Raw genomic sequence first — 18,155 nt, 5'->3', positions numbered from 1 at the left:
AACCCTGGCCGCGTGTTATGCCTACGACCGGAAAAAACACATGGCCAGGACCATTGCGCTGGGGGAAGGCCTGGTGGGGCAGTGTTATTTTGAAAAAGAAACCATTGTATTACACCAGGTGCCCAAAGACTATATCCGCATTACGTCAGGGCTGGGCACGGCCGCCCCGGGCTTTGTCGCCATTATACCCCTCAAGACCAACGACCAGGTGAACGGCATACTCGAGATCGCGTCGTTTAAAAAACTGAGTGATAACACCGTGAAGTTTTTAGAGAAAGCGGCGGAAGCTTTCGCCTCGGTGATCCAATCCATGAAGACCAACGACCATGTGCGCACGCTGCTGGAAGCCTCGCAGCGCCAGACCGAAGAGCTGCGCAGCCAGGAGGAGGAGATGCGGCAGAACATGGAAGAGATCCAGGCCATTCAGGAACAGATGAGCCGCCAGCTGGAACGCAACACAGCCATTCGCCACGCACTCGAGGCCCGCGAAAAAGTATTGGGTCTGACCACCATCCTGTCGGAATCAGACCTGCATGGTACCATTACGTTTGTCAATGAAAAGTTCTGCGAGATCTCGCAGTATTCGCAGGAAGAGCTGATCGGCAAAGCGCACAACCTGATCCGCCACCCCGAGATGCCCAAGGAGATCTTCCGGCAGATGTGGGCGGAGATCAAAGCGGGCAAGGCCTTTAACGGGATCATCAAAAACCGCAAGAAAGACGGATCGCACTATTGGGTGGACTCGACGATCGTACCGGTGATCGAAGACGGCCAGACCGTGAAGTATATCGGTGCCCGATACCACATCAAAGACGACGACGTAGCGGAAAAGTTATTCTTCCGCCAGATGCGCCGCATGGGACTGCTGGACCTGGTGCGGTAATACGGTAGGGGGAAGGGCGTTAGATCAGGCGCTCGATCAGCTCATCAACGCTGATGCCTTCCGCCTCGGCCTTGAAGTTCCGTACGATGCGGTGGCGCAGCACGGGCTTGGCAATGGCACGCACGTCGTCGATGTCGGGTGAATATTTGCCGTGAAGCAGGGCGTGGCATTTGGCACCCAGCACCAGGAACTGCGATGCCCGCGGCCCCGCGCCCCACTCGAGAAACTCGGTGGCGACGGCCGATGCGCCGGCTACACCCGGACGGGTCTTGTTGACCAGGCCCACGGCGTATTCAATGACGTTGTCGACAATGCTTACCCGGCGAACCAGGTGCTGAAAGTAGGCGATCTCGTCTGCGTTCAACACCTTGTTCACCTGGCGCGACTCGTCGCTGGTGGTATTCTTCACCACCTCTACTTCTTCGCGGAACGAAGGGTAGGTAAGTTGAATGTTGAACATAAAACGGTCGAGCTGCGCTTCGGGCAGCGGGTAAGTTCCTTCCTGCTCGATGGGGTTTTGCGTAGCGAGTACAAAGAACGGACGCGGCAGCTCGTAGCGCTGGCCGGCAATGGTCACGGCATATTCCTGCATGGCTTCCAGCAGGGCGGCCTGTGTTTTCGGAGGCGTACGATTGATCTCGTCGGCCAGTACGATGTTGGCAAAGATCGGACCGCGCACAAATTTGAAGTTGCGTTCTTTGTCCATCGTTTCGGCGCCGACGATGTCTGACGGCATCAGGTCGGGCGTAAACTGTACCCGCTTGAACTGCAGCTCGAGCGAGGTGGCGATGGTTTGTACCAGCAGGGTCTTGGCAAGCCCCGGTACACCGACCAGCAACGAATGGCCATGACAAAAGATGGCTGTCAGGATCTGTTGTACAACGTCTTCCTGGCCGACAACGACCTTTGATATTTCAGACTTTAAATTCTTATAGGCCGAGGCAAGGGCATCGGCAGCTTCGACATCAGAGGCAAACTTCGTCATTCGTTATTCATCTAAAATTCCACAAAAATCATAGGCGGGATCGATGCTGATAAAGACATCCTTCCGGGCCTTCTGAAACCACTTTTGCAAGATACGGTCCTTTTTCTCATTCAGGGTGGCGTCCTGGATCCGCGACCAATCTTGTTCGAGCGATGCCTGGTGCGGGGCAATGCGCGAACGGTAGTATAAGATCCGCACCGCGTCTTTACCATCGTCCGTGCGGTATACAATAGGCCGGGAAATATCGCCGATCTGCATCGAGTCAAGCTTGAAGAACACCACCGGGTCCAGCTCGTCTACCATCAGGCGGATGCCGCCGTTGGGATCGCTGAAGAAACCGCCGTTGCCTTTTGTCTCTACGTCGTCCGAAACTTCTTTCGCCGCCTTCTGGAACTTGATGCTGTCGTTGACGATCAGCGTACGGATGCTGTCCAGGTTGTGGCTGGCCTTTGCCAGGTCGGCCTCGGAAGGCTTCGGTGAAATCAGGATGTGGCGGGAGTGATACTCGTTACCACGACGCTCGAGCAGCTGCATGATGTGAAAGCCGAAGGGCGACTCGAAAGGCATGGAGATCTCGTTGGGCTTGAGCTTAAACGCCATGGCCTCGTACTCAGGCACCATGCGGCCACGGCCCGACCAGCCCATGTCGCCACCGTTGGTGATCACGCTGGGGTCGGAAGAATATTTCTTCGCCAGCGTAGCCCAGTCTTCGCCGCCCAGCAGCCGGTTGCGCAACGCCACCAGCTCGGTGCGTGTGATATTCTTCTGGTCTTCGCTGACCTTGGCGATCTTGACGATCTGTGCTACTTCTACCGAAGCCGAGAAATACGGAAGGCTGTCCTTGGGGATCTTGCCAAAGAAGCGACGTACTTCGGCGGGCGTTACCACGATCCCGTCGGTCATCACGTCTTCCATTTTGTTTACGATCATCTGCTCGCGCACCTGGTCGCGCAGCTCTGCGCGCACCTGTTCCAGCGGCTTGCCATACAGCTCTTCCAGCTCGTCTGCCGAGCGGCCGGACTGCGACAGGATCATGTCCATACGGCGCTGGGTGTTGGCGTCTACCTCGGCGTCCAGCACCACCACCGAGTCGATCTCGGCCTTGGCCATCATGAGCTTATTGCGGATGAGCATCGCCAGGAGCTGACAACGCAGTTGCTGGCCGGGCGGGCGACCGTTGGTCAGCTGGTCCTGGTAAAGCCGGTCCAGGTCGGACTTCAACACAATGTAGTTGTCTACTTTGGAGATGATCTCATCTACCACAAAGCCTGCCGCCTCCTCGTTCTCCTGTGCCGAAGCCTGAAAGGCCATGACGCCGGCAAACAGCGTCAGGGTCACGTACCTCGATATTCCTGCTATATTCATATTACTTAAAGATCTCAAATTCCTTTTGGTCCAATGCTTTTGTATACGTCTCGTCCTCCAGCCGTTTGGCCAGCTCTACCTTGCGCTTGTTTAAGATGATGTTGCGGATATCGTCTTTGACAAACTCCAGGGGGGAAACGTTGTCGGATATCCGGTATTGGTCCACCATTAAAAAGTAAAGATAGCTATCGTCGGAGGTTTCGTAGTACGGTGTGGTTTTTAAAAACTGAATTTTATTGGGAATCTCCGCCAGCGGCGAATTCCGCACCAGTTCGTCGAACACCATCCAGCTGGAATCGGAAATGTGGTATGCCGCCGAAAAGCTGAGGCAGTACGACTTCAGCTCCTTCTCGTCCTTGTCGCGGCTGGAATAGATCAATTCTTTGATTTTTCCTGTACGGGGCGCGTTTTTGGGCACCTTGATGAACGTTGCCTGGACGATGTTCTGCTTCAGGATAAAATTGTCGATGTTGTCCTTGTAGTATTTTTCGATCTCGCTGTTGGCAATGACCGTGTCCAGGTGCTCTTTGATGTAGTATGTCTGATACTCATAGGCGATGATACTGTAGCGGTAGTCCAGGATCTTGCGTTCCACGGCGGCTTCGTCAATGTCGATCTTGCGGCTGGCCTCCTGGATGAGCAGCTGCTTGCGTACCCAGCTGTTGATGTACGCTTCCATGTGGGTGGCGCTGTCCTGCGGCGACGTGCCGGGGGCAACAAAGCCTGCCAGCTCGTCGCGGTACAGGTGGCTGTCGCCTACGCGGGCCACAGCCTGCCGTTCCCCGGCGGCGCTGCCCGAGTCGTTTTTCATTTTGATAAGGTCGCAACCCGTCATCAGCAGGGCTGCCAGCAACCAGTAGCAGCCTTTACTTTGCCTGAAGTTTCTGAAGAGTGTATTGCTTCCCTTTTCCATTCACTTTTACGGGGTATTTTTTCTTTAATTCCTCAATCCAGCGTTTTTCCAGGTCGCCCTGGTAGTCGGAGATGACCGCCGGCCTTGCCTCTTCAAACGTCATGGGGCCCGGGGGAATTATCTCGCTGAGCCGTACAAGGTAATACAATCCGTTATTTTCTGCGGTGTATACGCCAGGAGCCCAGGTGACCTTTGCCAGCACGGGCTTCTCCTCTTTCGAAAAAACGCCGGTTTCCGACTTCACCTTGTTTTCGCCGGCCACTTGCTGAATGCGGTATTCGTCGTTTTTGCCCTGCAGCAGCGGCCGCAGCGTAGCCTGAAAATCCGGCGTGGAGGCCGAAAAGAACGTAGCACGAGCCCGCTCACCGGCTTTATATTGGGCGGTGTGCGCCTCGAAGAAGCGCCGTTGCCCCACCGAATCGGTCGAAGCCTTGTTCCAAACCTCCTTTTCCATGATCTCGAACAGCAAAATGCCTTCGTAATATTCTTTTAAGAGGTAGCCATAGTCGGGATTTTCACGCGCGATCCTGGCTTCCAGCAGCGATAGGATGCTGGCATCGACAAAATGGTTGTATAACTGCTCCAAATACTTGGCGGGGTCCTGCGTGTTGGGGCGTTGCATTTTCTGCACGTATTGCAAAAAGTCTTGTGCCGTGTAAGGCTTGCCGCTGAGTGAAAAAAGCATGTCGCGCGAGGCATTGGCCACCGCCGGGGCCTTCCACTGGGCGTGGCGCAGGGAAGTGTCGCCCAGGGCCAGCACCCGCGCCTTTACGACCGGATCTTCGCGGAACTGGTAGTCGCGGCGCCACTTGGCCTCCATGGCCTGCTTGGACAGCTGGGTGCGCTCGTCTCGGTTCACGCGGCCCTTGAGGGTAGGGCTTACCGCTTCAAAAGTACCCAGCGGAATTTTGCGCTCCAGCCGCATGATGTGCCACCCGTAGGCGGTCTGAAAAGGATCGGAAATCTCGCCGGCGTTCTTCAACGCAAAGGCGGTGCGCTCAAAGTCGGGAATGCTGGCCATGGCGCCGGGGCCAAAGGGACGCAATTTGCCGCCGTTGTCTTTCGAACCCGGGTCTTCCGAATATTGTTTACACAGATCTTCCCACTTCACACCCGCCTGCAGCTGGTCGTAGAGGTCGAAGATCTGATTCTTTACCTTGTCGTTGTCTTTGCCTTCGCCCGTGCGCAGCATGATGTGCGACACCTCTACTTCGCCCTGCGAGGGGCGACGGTCGGCAACATATACCAGGTGGTAGCCAAAACGCGTACGCACCGGCATGCTTACCTGGCCGGGTTTGGTGGTATAGGCGGCATTCTCAAACGGGTAGACCATCTGCAGCGCCGTGAAGTAACCCAGGTTGCCCTGGTTCATGCGAGCGGAAGGGTCTTCGGAATATTGCATGGCCGCTTTGCCAAAGTCTTCGCCGGCCACGATCTTATTGCGGATCTCGAGGAGGCGATTATATACCGACAGGGTGTCGGCGGGAGAAGCATCGGCTTTGATGTTGAGCAGAATGTGCGAGGCCTTTACTTCTTCCTTCAGGCGGTCGTATGTAAGCCGCGTGAGGCTGTCGGTGATCTTGGTGTCGGGCAGGTAGGGGCGGCGTAGCTCGTCCTTATACTGGTTGTACTCGCGTATAAAGCTGGCCGTGGTGTCCATGCCGCGCCGGCGGGCCTCTTCTACCTTGAGCTTGAAGTGGATGAACAAGGTGAGGTATTCTTCAATCTTCGCCGTGGTGAAGTCTTCCGTCTTGTTCTGGTGATTTTTGTTGTAGAGATAGATAAACTCTTCGGCGGTAACGGGCGTCTTGCTCACGGTAAACAACACGACGGGCTTGGGCGCCTTTTTTTGTTTCTGTGCCTGCAGGGGGGTGGTAGCAAAAGCACAACCGAGCAGGATACACACTGCAAATAGTCTCATAGGCGTTGGTTCGGGGTAAGGAGATTACTGGAAATGAACGGATTTGATCAGACGGCATACATTCCGGCCGCTGATATTTTGATATTCTATTTTATCCATGATTGATTTTACCAGGCGGATGCCGAGGCCGCCCTTGCGTTTCTCTTGTACAATGTTGTCGAGCGCAGGCGCGTGAAATTGATTGATGTCGAATACCGTGCCGTCGTCTACGATCTCAAAGACCACGGGATCGTTTTTATCGATGTCGATGTGCAGTTCAAACAAGTCTTCGGGGTTGCAGTGGTGGGCGTGTATCATCAGGTTTGAACACATCTCGTCCAGCGCCAGTACGATCTCGCTGATCTCCAGATCGGCCACCCCGTGATTCTTGAGCGATACCCGTATAAAATCGCGCACACCCTTCAGGTTTTCGATGCTGCATCCAACTTTGTGCACGTATTTCATGCGATCATTTGCTTTGCCTCTACCTTATCTTTTCCAATCTGCAGCAGCTCGTCCAGCCCCAGGATACTGAATGTATTCCACACCTTGTCGCTCATACCAAACAGCACCATCCTGATGCCGCGGTCCTTGAACTCTTCGATATACGACATAAACACCCCTAATCCCGCTGATGAAATGTATTCGAGCGCACCGCAGTCCACAAGGATCTTTTTAAATCCTTCTCCCACACTCTTGGCAATCGCCAGATCAAGCTCTATGGAAGAACTGGCGTCGATTTCGCCGATGAGTGCGATCACATCTGCACCGTCTTCCTGTATTCTCCTGATGTGGATCATAGGTTATAACGTTGTTTTAATTTTAATGTTTTAGTTCCTTCTCGGCTGCCCTTTTCAGGGCGCTGCCGCCTGTTATTTGAATTTTACGATCATGGTGGTGTAGTCGTCGTTGATATTCTCCGTACCCGAAAATTCGTACAGGCGCTGGATCAGCTGCTCCTGTATTTCCCGCACGGGAAGATCTTGTACCTCCCCCACTACCTGCGCCAGGCGGTCATAGCCGAACTCTTCATTCTTGCCATCCTTCGCTTCCGTGATGCCGTCGGTATACAGCACCATGATATCGCCGGGGCAATAGCTGAATTCGTTTGCCTGGATAAATTTCTTATAGCTCTTGTTGCGCACCATACCCAGCGCAACCCCTTTGTCTTTGAAATATTCCGTGGATTTTTTTGACGTGCTGTAATACAATACCGGGCAGTGCCCTGCACGCGCATAGCGGATCTTCTTCGTTTGGGTGTTGATCAGGAAATAGGTGGCCGAAATGAACGATCCGCGTTCCAGACAGTATACCAATGCCTGGTTAGAACGCGCCATGAACTCATCTGGTTCAATGTCTTCCTGCGCCAGGCTATGAAAAATTCCTTTCATCTGCGACATGTGGAACGCCGCCGTCGTACCCTTGCCCGAAACGTCCGCAATAATGAGCGAGACCAGGTGGTCGTTAATGCGCAGCGTGTCGTAATAATCTCCCCCTACTTCGTCTGCCGACTCAGAGAACGCCGCGATCTCGAAGTCGTCGTCTTTTTCCAGGACATCGGGCAGCAGGCTTTTTTGCACCGTCTTGGCAATCTTTAGTTCCTCCTTGTAACGTTCGTTTTGCAAAGCCTCTTCCATGAGGCGGAAGTTCTCGATCGATATGCCCGCCTGGTTGGCAAACGTCGACACGATCTTCGTCATCTCTTTATTAAAACCTTCGGGCAGCTCGCGCAGCAACGCCAGCGTGCCGATGTTCTCGCCCTTGACGTAGATCGGAAAGGCCAGGATCGACCGGAAGCGCGAGCCCTTCAACGAGGACAGGTGCCTGGACAGGTTCTTGGTCTTGTCGCTGCTCTGCTCAAGAATGCCCTTGATGTTGTGTGTCTTGAGGTGATTGATGATATCGTGCGCCTCTTTCTCGGTGATCTTATAGGTGAACAGACGGTAATTCTGCTGGCGCAGGTTGACCTCCAGCCACGCCGCGTCGGCGAATACTGTACTGACGGATGTCTCCAGCAAAATATTGTATACGCTGTCCTCGCTCTGCTCGGTCTGGATCGACTGGCTGATGCGCTGGAAGTTCACCACCTCCTCCAGCTTTTGCTCGAAGACCGACGTCGTCGGCAGGTTGAACAGGATCACGAGGAACGAGAAAATGCTGTACACCGTCACAAAAACGATCACCGACAGAATGAAGATATGCTCCTGGTAGTCGGTCAGGACCGACATAGACGGCATGGCCTGGCTGAGCATGGCCACCAGGGTGCGGTTGGTATAGATGAGGTACAGCAGGTAAAAGATCGTGAGCAGCAGCAGCAACAGGCTGGTCCATTTCTGGCGGAAGTTGAGGTAAGCCACCCACTTCATGTTGCCCGACAGCACCAGGCCGGTCAGTACAAAGATGCCGAACATGGTGCCGTACAACCACTCCACCACCGGTATGTTGAAGCTGTTATACAGCAGGGAGAGCAGCAGCCCCACCTCGAAGAACGTCCAGAGACGCAGCAGCCACTTGGACTTTTGATATAAAATAAGCCGTTTCCACACCGTAAAGGCCATGAGCAGAAAGCCGATCATGAGCCCCAGGTTGATCAGGTAGATGAAGTCGTTAAAGACGAGGTTCTTGGGCAGGCGGGTACTGCCCATGAGCACCTCCAGCAGCCGCAAACTGAGCGAGATCACGGTTGACACCAACCCGGTGGCAAAGACACGCCAGAGCAGGTCGACGAAGTTGAGGACTTCGTCGCGTTCAATCCGCAATTTGAAATAATAGAAGACAGACAGAATGTACAGGTTCAGCAGGATGCCGGGCAGCCAGGTGGGCAACTCTTGCTTCAGGTTGCTCGAAATGCTGAATACGATCGAAATCTCCGCAAATACCAAGGCCAGCCAGGTGATGACTCCCACCAGAAAAAGCAGACGGGTGATGGCTTTGGTGCGCATAATGAATAAAAAAATGCCAATCAAGCTAAGATTGGCTCCGCAATAATAGGAATAATTCGGAAAGGTTACATGGCGGGGAAATGAGCCTCAGTTGCAATATTTCCGAATCAGCCACAATCTACATTTGTAAAGCGGGAAAAATGGTCCCCGCGGAGGAGTCCCCCAAATCCTCTCCTTTTCGCTGATTACAAAAATGTACTTTTTACCTTTTTAGTCAACACGTAAGTAGTTCCTAAGTATTTATTGCTAAGTATGACACAACTTGTATCAAAAGTAGGACGGCGTGCGGCCGTCGCAGTGCTGTTTTTCTGCACAGTTGCGGGATGTCAGTTCGTCGCCGCGCAGACGTATTACAGCCGAAATAATGGCAATTGGGACCAAAGTGGTACATGGTCTACGACCGGGGTTGGCGGGGGTAACTGTGGTTGTACGCCGCAACCTAACCACCCGGTGGTCATCGGGCACACGGTAACTTACCGCACGGGCAACCCGGCCACCCTGACCATTGCCAGTCTGAACGTAACCGGCACGCTCATCATGGGCAACAATACCACCAATAGCAGCACTACGCTGACGGTCACAGGCAATGTCACGAACAGCGGCACGATCCGGAATGGCAACACCGGCGCCAACAGCACGCAGACGCTTATTATTCAGGGCGACCTGATCAATGACGACGTCTTCAACATGGCTAACACCACCAGGGTCACCACCGTGACCTTTAGTGGAACCAGCCCGACCGTTAGCGGGACGGGAAGCACCACCTCTTTTAATAACTTGACGCTGGCAACTGCCGGCAATACGAATCTAACGACCAGCCTGCCTCTCGACATCGATCGCACGCTCACATTTCCCGGTGCCAACGGCGTGAACGCGTTGCTGGTGGTACAAGCACCCGCCAACGTAACCCTGGGCAGTGGGGCGAGCATCGCCAACGGCGGATCTACCCGCTACATCCAGCTTGACGGTAAGCCTACGGCTAACAGCCAGCTGATCCGCGAGAACGACGGCGACGTGGCAGAGTGGCGTATGATCTATCCCGTCGGTACACCCACGGGCGGCTATACGCCGCTCGATCTGACGAGTGGTGGCAACGTAGTGGCGGGCACAGACCCCACCGACAACAGTACGTTGGCCATTAAACCGATCTTCAACACCAGCATCCAGGGCCAGCTGCGCCGTACCTTCCGCCTCATGGTCGCGGGCAACACCCAAAATACCACGCTGAACACCGGCGCACGCTTCTATTATAATCAGACAGAAGATGTTTCCGGCGGCGATGTCGAAGTCAACTATAACACCATCTGGTTCCTGAACGTCAGCGGCGGTTCCTGGACGGCCCTCAACGACAATACCGACGATCCGCTCAATGAGGCCAACAACTATTTTGCCCTGGTGGCCGGCGGCCAGCCCCTTCGCACAGGCACATACTATTATACCATCGGCACCGCCAATGCGTATCCCATGACCTGGTACAGCTACCAGACCGGCCTCTGGAAAACCTGGGAAAACTGGACACAGGACCCCTCCGGCACCACCCTGGTAAACCCCCTCAACCTGCCGCCGCAACCCGGCGACCAGGTAGTGATCCTCAACGGCTTTACCATTACGGCCGATACCTCCAACATTGTGCTCGGCAGCACCACGATCCAGGGCGGTGCGGTGCTAGACATGGCCACCACCACGAATAACACGCTGGGTACCGTAAGTGGTGCCGGCCTGTTGCGCATTGGCAGCGTCAATCTGCCCTCCGGTACCTATACCGACTTCGTCGCCGCCGGCACCGGCGGGACCGTAGAATATTATAATACGGGAGGCGAGCTTTCCACGACGCAAACAGTCTATAACAAGTTGTGGCTGACCAACAACACCAACGCCGCCGTGACGTTTATCAGCGGCAGTGACCTGACGGTCAACAGTGACTTCAATATCACACAGACAGGCGGCAGTGGTACCGTTACCTGGCGGATCAACAACGGTGCTCCCACTCGCCGCAATATCGTTCTGGGCGGAAACCTCACGGTATCGGCCAACGGTCAGATCCGTACCAGCACGGGCACTCCGTCTTCGGCGCACCAAATGACCATCACCGGCAATATTGTCAATAACGGTTCGATCAAGCTATTTGACGAGAGCGATGGGCAGTTGACCGATGTCGCTTATACGACCGGCACGATCTATAACCGTGGTTTAAAAAGGAATGTAGTCGAAGCAACGGTGACAGGCTTAAGCAACAACGTCTTTACATTGAATGGGCAAACCGATTTTTACCGGCTCATTGTCAACAAGGGCACTGGTCAGCAGGCCATGCTCACGATCAATTCTACCGATGCAGCCAACTTCCGTCTGTTTGGTCCCACCAACCAAAACTATTCGGGTAACGCCCCTAATTATACATCGGATAATGCGCTGTCGCTGATCAACGGTACGCTGCAACTACAAGGGGCCATCACCATTCCCAACCTCGTGATAAACGGCGGTGGTGGCATCGGCGGTGGGTGGCCGATCCCGCAAAATGCGGCTTTGTGGGTAAACGGCGACAACGTCAATATCCAGGTAACGAATACAACCGACACCAACGACAACGGGCGTCAGATCTACGTCTTCGGTTTGCTGCGCCTGACCAAAGGTACCATGAACCTGGGATACTCGCGCGGCCTGCTCGGCGGCGGTTCCGGGGTGTTCCAGATAGAAGGCGGTACCCTTAATACCTGGCAGATCAGAACGACCTACCTCGGTTCCAACAACCGCTTTGCATATAAACAAACAGGTGGCTCGGTGAACGTAGGAACAGCGGGACAGGTCGGGCCCAACTTTAACGAATATCCCCGCTTTGCGCTGCCGTACCAGGAATGTACGTTTGAAATGAGCGGCGGCAGCCTGACCGTGGCCAGACCGACAGATGCTACTAATCAGACACGCAATGGCGGTATCCTGATCTACGCCGCTGCATCAAATGTTAAGGTAACAGGTGGCGACGTGCATGTACAGCTGCCGGAAAGCAACGTGAACTTTACGATCTGCTCTACGGCGCCATTCTATAACCTGGACGTCACTAAACCGAACACCACCGGCACTTCCGGTGCCGTGCTGGCTTCACAGATCTTCGATGATGGTACCGCCTATACACGGCCGGCCCAACCGCTTACGGTACTCAATAACCTGACTATCAACGGGGGCGATGCCTTCCTGGATTGTAACAGCCTCGACCTGACGGTAGGCGGAAATTTCCAGATCGCAGGGGGTACAACCTACCGGCCGGACAACAACACAACGACATTTAACGGTACCGGCGCGCAGGCCTGGACGCAAAGCGGCACGATCGCAAACCTATACCGGGTGGTCATGCAAAAAACGGCCGGCACGCTGGCGTTGGGTGGCACGGGTACATTCCCCGACATTACCTCGTCGCTGGAACTTACAGCCGGCACCCTGGCTGACAACAGCAAGGTGCTGACCGTTACCGGTACACTGAGCAACAGCGCCGTGCATACCAGTACGGGCGCGGGTGTCATCGTGCTCAACAATGCCGCCTCCAATACCATCGGGGGTGCAAACGGTATCTTTGGAAACCTGACGGTTCAAACAGGTGCTGTGGTGTACACCGCCGGTAAACAAACCGTGACCAATACACTCCGTTTGGTGAAGGCGAACACCACCCTGAACATCGCGTCGCACAACCTGACGGTGCTGGGTGCCATTGCGGCTACGGCCGGTTTTGGAGACAACTGTAATATTGAGACGAGCGGCTTGCAGAATGCTGGCGGATTGACCCGCCAGGCTACGTCAGCTGCGGACGTAATGTTCCCGGTAGGAACGGGGAATGTGGCGTATGCGCCCATCACGATCAACGCCACCGCGACCACGGCAGGGACCATTACCGTTCGCCCGGTAAACGGCGCGCACCCCAACGTTACCGCCACCGGCCAGAGCGTACAGTTTTATTGGCGTGTCACCAGCAATGGCTTTGCAGGTCTGGGAGCTGTCAATCACAAGACGTATACGTATGGCGCGGCCATACCAGAAGCCGCGGGTAACGATTATCGCGCCGCCCGCTATGACCCCGCGACATTTAGCTGGGCTTATAGCAATGCGGCATACAACGCCAGCACAGGCATTGGGCAAACAACCATCGCTGTGAATGGCGCTCCCTATACATTTAATACGGGCACGGCCTGGACGAATAGCGCAGGCTCTATGCTCGATGGTGAATATACCGCTGGCAATCTCGGCGCTTTCCTGGCGGTGCGGGTATTCTACAGCCGCCAGAGCGGGGTCTGGAACGCCAACACGACGTGGAGTAATAACGCTGACCGCGTTCTGCCAGCCACCGGCACACCCTGCCCTACCTGCCCCGTAGTGGTCGGCTCGGCAGATGGTTCCCTGAATCACACGGTAACCATCACCGATGCGGCCAAATCATGTGGCAGCCTCGAGTTGAACGTCAACGCCTTCCTGGACTGCGGCACGATCACGGGGCATAACTTCGGGACCAACGTGGGCGGCGGAACAGTGGCTGGGCGTGGAACGTTGCGCATCGCTTCATCGGTATTCCCCGCGGGAGACTTTATTAACTTCCTCGGTCCTAATGGCGGTACGATAGAGTGGTACGGTAATAGCAAAACGTTGCCAGCCTCGGGCTCGGCGCCCCAGAATCTTAACCTTCTGAACTATTACAACCTGATCCTCAACCCAGGCACCGGGCAGACAATCTACTTGTCAGCCAACGACATGCTCGTGTATAATAATTTGACGAAGACCGGTGCCGGAAATATCTATATAGACAACACAGCGAACCGTAAGCTTGTCATCAATGGTACTTTCGAAATACTTCAGGGCGCCTTCAGCTTGCGGACAGAAGCGGCGGTGGATATGTACGTAGGTAACATGACAATCGCCACCAACGGCCTGTTCAATATGAGCGGTGCTACCGCACAGGTACACAATATTACAGTCGCCGGAAGCATTATCAACAACGGGCGCTTATATCTCCGGTCGACCAGCCATGTCGCCAACCTCTTGTTCACCGGCCCGTCCGACGCCTCCCTAACCGGTACCGGTTCAAATGGTACTATATTAAACGTCGTTACCGTCGACAAAGGCAATTCACAGACCCCGGTTTTGATGTTCGACATGGGCGGGAGCATACAGACGCTCGGCACGAACTGGCTGAACCTGGTGAACGGTACGTTCGAGTTCAACAACGAAGATACCTATACGATCAGCACCAATACGACGCCTTATAATATCCCGGCGACCGCCCGCCTTAAAGTGGACAAAGGCCAGGTAAACATCGTCGGTAACGTCAATTCGAACGGCGGCGATCTGACGCTGGCGGGAACATTGGAAATAACGGGAGGTAACGTCAATATTAACGCCGCCGCGAATAACCGATCGGTAAACAATGACATCGAATATGCCGCTGCCGGCTCGCCGACTATCATTGTGAGCGGGGGCAACCTTTATGTAAATGGGTCCATCCGCCGCCCTACAACCACGCTGGCGGGTGCACTGATCTATAACCAATCGGGTGGGACGGTGACCGTCGCAGGCCGTAACGCCGCAGGCGTCAACACCCGTGGCGTCTTCGAGATCGAAAACAATCCGGGCAGCAGCTTTACGATGACCGGCGGTACGCTGTCGATCAGCCGCTCGACGACTGGAACGGCCTATGCCGATCTTTACATCAACCCGGCAACCAGCTCGGTGTCACCCAATGCGACGATCGAGATCGGTACAAACACCACGACTTCCGTGAGCACTGCGCTGAGCCTGAATATTGCGCCGACCATTGGTAATCTGTCCATTCTCGGTACGACCACCAAGCAGACCGTCAATATTCGCTCCAGTAAACTGAACCTCGGCGGTACGCTGCGGATCAATAACAATACCGAGCTCGAAACCAACTCCCTCGATGTAACGATCGGCGGTAACCTGAGCATCCTGGGTACAGGTATATACGATGGAACGGTCGGCGGCGGTAATACCACTACATTCAACGGCAGCGGCGCGCAGACCGGCGATCTGGCGGCCAGCAGTACGTTCCAGAACATCACGATCGACAAACCCGCCGGTGTGGCAACGCTCGACGGGACGGCGTCGATCAATAACCTGAACATCCTGCGCGGAGTACTTTCGGTGTTGGGTACGCTGAATGTAAACGGCAACATTATAAACAACAGCGCGCAGGTGGGCTCGGGCCTGATCGTGATGAGCGGCACAGCCACGACACACACCATCACCAGCGGCGGCGGTTCATTCACAAACCTGAGTCTCGGTGGCACCGCGGCGACGAAGACCGTCGACGTTGTGGGGAACACCACCATCAACGGTAGACTCGACTTTACAACCTCAGGTACATATCGCTACCTGAACATCGCCTCGAACCAGTTGGTGTTCGGTAACCAGAACAATCCGGTCAGCAACGCTGGCGCGAACCGCTTTATCCGCACCAACGGTGTATCGAGCGACCTGGGGGTTGTGCGGAACTGGCCCGTAGGCACCAGCACCTTTATCTATCCGGTGGGTACACGCACGAACTACACGCCGGCCACGTATTCGCTGAACGTGACAACGCCGGGCCGCCTGACCGTGATTGCTGTGAACGAGCAGCACCCTACCGCCAGTGCCAACGGAGAGTATATCCTGAACTATTACTGGATGACACTGCGCGACAATGCATTGACCTATAGCGCCACCGGCTCGCACGTTTATCAATTCCCGACCGGCCTGGTGGGCGGTGGCAGCGGTACCTTCGTGGGCGCACACCTCGATGCGATCAACCTGATCGGCTGGACACGGCCCGTCGGTTCGCTGAACAATCCAGCCGGCGACGACCCGTATATCCTGACCATTGCCAATGACCTGAATGCAAACATGCCGGTGGCCGGTGGCGAGTTCCACTATACTGCCGGTACGGATCAGACCCTGCCCAACCCCGTACAGCCGGTGTACAGCCGCTTTGCCGACGCAAACGGTACAAGCAACCAGACCAATGCCGCCAACCAGACCGTGGGCGCCAACTGGAACCTGGCCACGAACTGGACGCTGGCGGAGGATGGTAAGGGCGCGCCGCTGAGCCAGATCCCGGTCGGTCGCCCCGTGGTAATCCTGGAGGGTGCCCGCATGAACATGAACACTGCCGGCCAACGTGCGTTTACCACCCGCATCGACGGTCTGCTCTATACCGGTTCACTCGCGGCCCCCACGGTAGGCCACAACCTCGGCGCCATTAGCGGTACCGGTACCCTGCGTACGGCAACGAATACGCTGCCCGCCGGTAACTATACCCAGTTCGTGTCCGCCGGCGGCGGTACCATCGAGTACATCGCCCCGATGACGATGAACAATCGGAACACCTACAACCACGTGAGCGTGATCGGTACCGGTACGCTGACGATGACCAACACCGACCTGATCCTGAACGGTAACATGACCGTCGCGACGGGTACGACGCTGGACAACAACGCCAACAACCGCGACATCTCCATCGCCGGCAACTGGAACAACAACGGTACCTTCAACCCCGGTACCGGCAGCGTGATCTTTACCGGTGCCAACAGCCAGGCCGTAAACGGCTCCACCGCCTTCCATGATATAGGGCTGGCGAAGTCCGGCGGGCGGGTGGTCCTCAACGGCACGGCGACCACTACACTGAACAACACATTGTCCCTCGATTCCGGCTATATGATCACGTCGGCTACCAACCCGCTGATTTTTGCACCAGCGGCTACGTGGACGGGAGGCAGCGCAAGATCGTTTATCGCCGGCCCTATGCGCCGCGACATCGACGCCGGTGGCAGCTTCCAATTCCCTTCGGGTGGCTTTAATACCCTGGCCCCGATAAACCGCTACCGCCCCGCGCGCGTCAGCAGCACGTCTGCGGCCGACACCTGGACAGGACAATATATCGCGCACGACGGCACGACCGACGGCTACAACAGCGCCACGTTTAACACCACCAACGTGGGCGATGTCAGCATTCATGAATACTGGGTCGTCTCGCGCACCGGTACGGCCGCGGCCGACCTGACGCTGAGCTATAATGTGGGCAGCTACAAAGATCCGGTCATCGGTGTTGTCGCGAACCTGCGCGTGGTACGCTGGGACGGCACCCGCTGGGATTTCCCTCCCGGAAGCGCCGCCTTCACCCAAACCGGCGACCAGGTAGCCGGCACGGTAACAGTATCGACGGTAACGAACTTCAGCCCCTTCACCCTCGGCTCGACCGACCAGTTCACACCGCTGCCGCTGCAGTGGATCGACTTCACGGCACAACGTGCCGGCGCGGGCGTGGCCCTGCACTGGATCACCGAGAAGGAGCGTAACGCCAGCCACTTTGAAGTGGAGCGTTCGGAAGACGGCCGCACCTTTACCCAGGTAGGCACGGTACCGGCCCTGAACGGCGACAACCAAAACGACTATGACTTCTTCGACAGCCAAGCCAACATGCAGACACGCTACTACTACCGCATCCGTCAGGTAGACCTTGACCAGCAAGGCTCGTACAGCGACGTACGGACAGTATTCGAGATCACCGGCGAGCAAAGCACAAAAGCCCGCTGGTCCATACAGCCCAACCCGGTAGTAGACCGCGTGACATTCTATCAGCAGGATAACGTGAGCTACGGCCAGTTGCGCGCCGTGCTGACCTCGGCCAGCGGCATGCAAGTATATATCGGCAGCGGCACCCTGCAAGAACTGAACGAAAATGTGCAACAAGTAATGAACCAGATCGGCGCCGGCGTCTACATCCTGCAACTGTCCGACGGCAACTACCAGGAACAGTTCCGCCTGGTACACCTGTAAGACTAACACAGCAACAAAAACAGGCTGCCTCACGAGGCAGCCTGTTTTTTTTAGCGATAGAACAAGGGATCGCACGAGCGCACTTCGGCAACAGCGTTTCAATTCCGATCACCTGCTCATTCGTAAACACCTGTCCCCTCGTGCGATCAGCCGTTAGTTGCCACGGTATATACAGTTGGGATCGGACAAAAACAGATGGCGGGATTTGACCGATGGGTCCGCCGGAGCCATCCCCCAGATCAGTAGCCTCCGGACACATTTATCGTTGACCGCGCCGTGCACCCGCCAGGTGCCGGCCAGGCGGCCAGGGCGCGTGCGGGGAGTCTGCCGGAAGGGGGCGAATTTGTCGGCAAAAGCCA

General features: G+C 55.7%; 9 protein-coding genes. 2 read left to right on the top strand and 7 right to left on the bottom strand.

Annotated elements, in window-relative coordinates:
• A partial coding sequence (locus KK078_RS12910) for a PAS domain-containing protein (RefSeq protein WP_254090691.1) occupies positions 1-883 on the top strand: 883 nt, incomplete at its 5' end.
• Positions 884-902: 19 nt separating this feature from the next.
• Here KK078_RS12910 and KK078_RS12905 read toward each other — a convergent pair.
• From KK078_RS12905 to KK078_RS12875, 7 genes are all read right to left on the bottom strand, one after another.
• Positions 903-1,868 (bottom strand): AAA family ATPase, encoded by a 966-nt coding sequence (locus KK078_RS12905; protein WP_254090690.1) that lies wholly within the window; start codon positions 1,866-1,868, stop codon positions 903-905.
• A gap of 3 nt (positions 1,869-1,871) precedes the next feature.
• On the bottom strand, positions 1,872-3,233 hold the full coding sequence (locus KK078_RS12900) for a peptidylprolyl isomerase (protein ID WP_254090689.1): 1,362 nt from the start codon (positions 3,231-3,233) through the stop codon (positions 1,872-1,874).
• 1 nt (position 3,234) lies between these two features.
• Entirely contained in the window at positions 3,235-4,146 is a 912-nt protein-coding gene (locus tag KK078_RS12895) for a peptidyl-prolyl cis-trans isomerase (RefSeq protein WP_254090688.1), read from the bottom strand.
• Positions 4,100-6,067: a peptidylprolyl isomerase gene (locus KK078_RS12890; RefSeq protein WP_254090687.1), complete on the bottom strand. Its 1,968-nt coding sequence runs from the start codon at positions 6,065-6,067 to the stop codon at positions 4,100-4,102. The genes KK078_RS12895 and KK078_RS12890 overlap by 47 nt, the downstream gene beginning before the upstream one ends.
• A gap of 24 nt (positions 6,068-6,091) precedes the next feature.
• Positions 6,092-6,511 carry an ATP-binding protein gene (locus KK078_RS12885; protein WP_254090686.1) on the bottom strand — a complete coding sequence of 140 codons (420 nt, stop codon included), beginning with the start codon at positions 6,509-6,511 and terminating at the stop codon, positions 6,092-6,094.
• Positions 6,508-6,846 carry an STAS domain-containing protein gene (locus tag KK078_RS12880; RefSeq protein ID WP_254090685.1) on the bottom strand — a complete coding sequence of 113 codons (339 nt, stop codon included), beginning with the start codon at positions 6,844-6,846 and terminating at the stop codon, positions 6,508-6,510. Before KK078_RS12880 ends, KK078_RS12885 begins: the two co-directional genes overlap by 4 nt.
• A 72-nt stretch (positions 6,847-6,918) precedes the next feature.
• Positions 6,919-8,988 (bottom strand): GAF domain-containing SpoIIE family protein phosphatase, encoded by a 2,070-nt coding sequence (locus tag KK078_RS12875; RefSeq protein ID WP_254090684.1) that lies wholly within the window; start codon positions 8,986-8,988, stop codon positions 6,919-6,921.
• Between the two features lie 252 nt (positions 8,989-9,240).
• Here KK078_RS12875 and KK078_RS12870 point away from each other — a divergent pair, with 252 nt between their 5' ends.
• Positions 9,241-17,796, top strand: a complete 8,556-nt coding sequence (locus tag KK078_RS12870) for a beta strand repeat-containing protein (protein WP_254090683.1) — start codon at positions 9,241-9,243, stop codon at positions 17,794-17,796.
• Positions 17,797-18,155 lie beyond the last annotated feature (359 nt).

The sequence above is a fragment of the Dawidia soli genome, assembly GCF_018598185.1.
In the GTDB taxonomy this organism is placed as follows: domain Bacteria; phylum Bacteroidota; class Bacteroidia; order Cytophagales; family Cyclobacteriaceae; genus Ohtaekwangia; species Ohtaekwangia soli.
The sequence above is the reverse complement of the archived record's forward strand: the minus strand, read 5'-3'. Positions and strand labels throughout refer to the sequence as shown.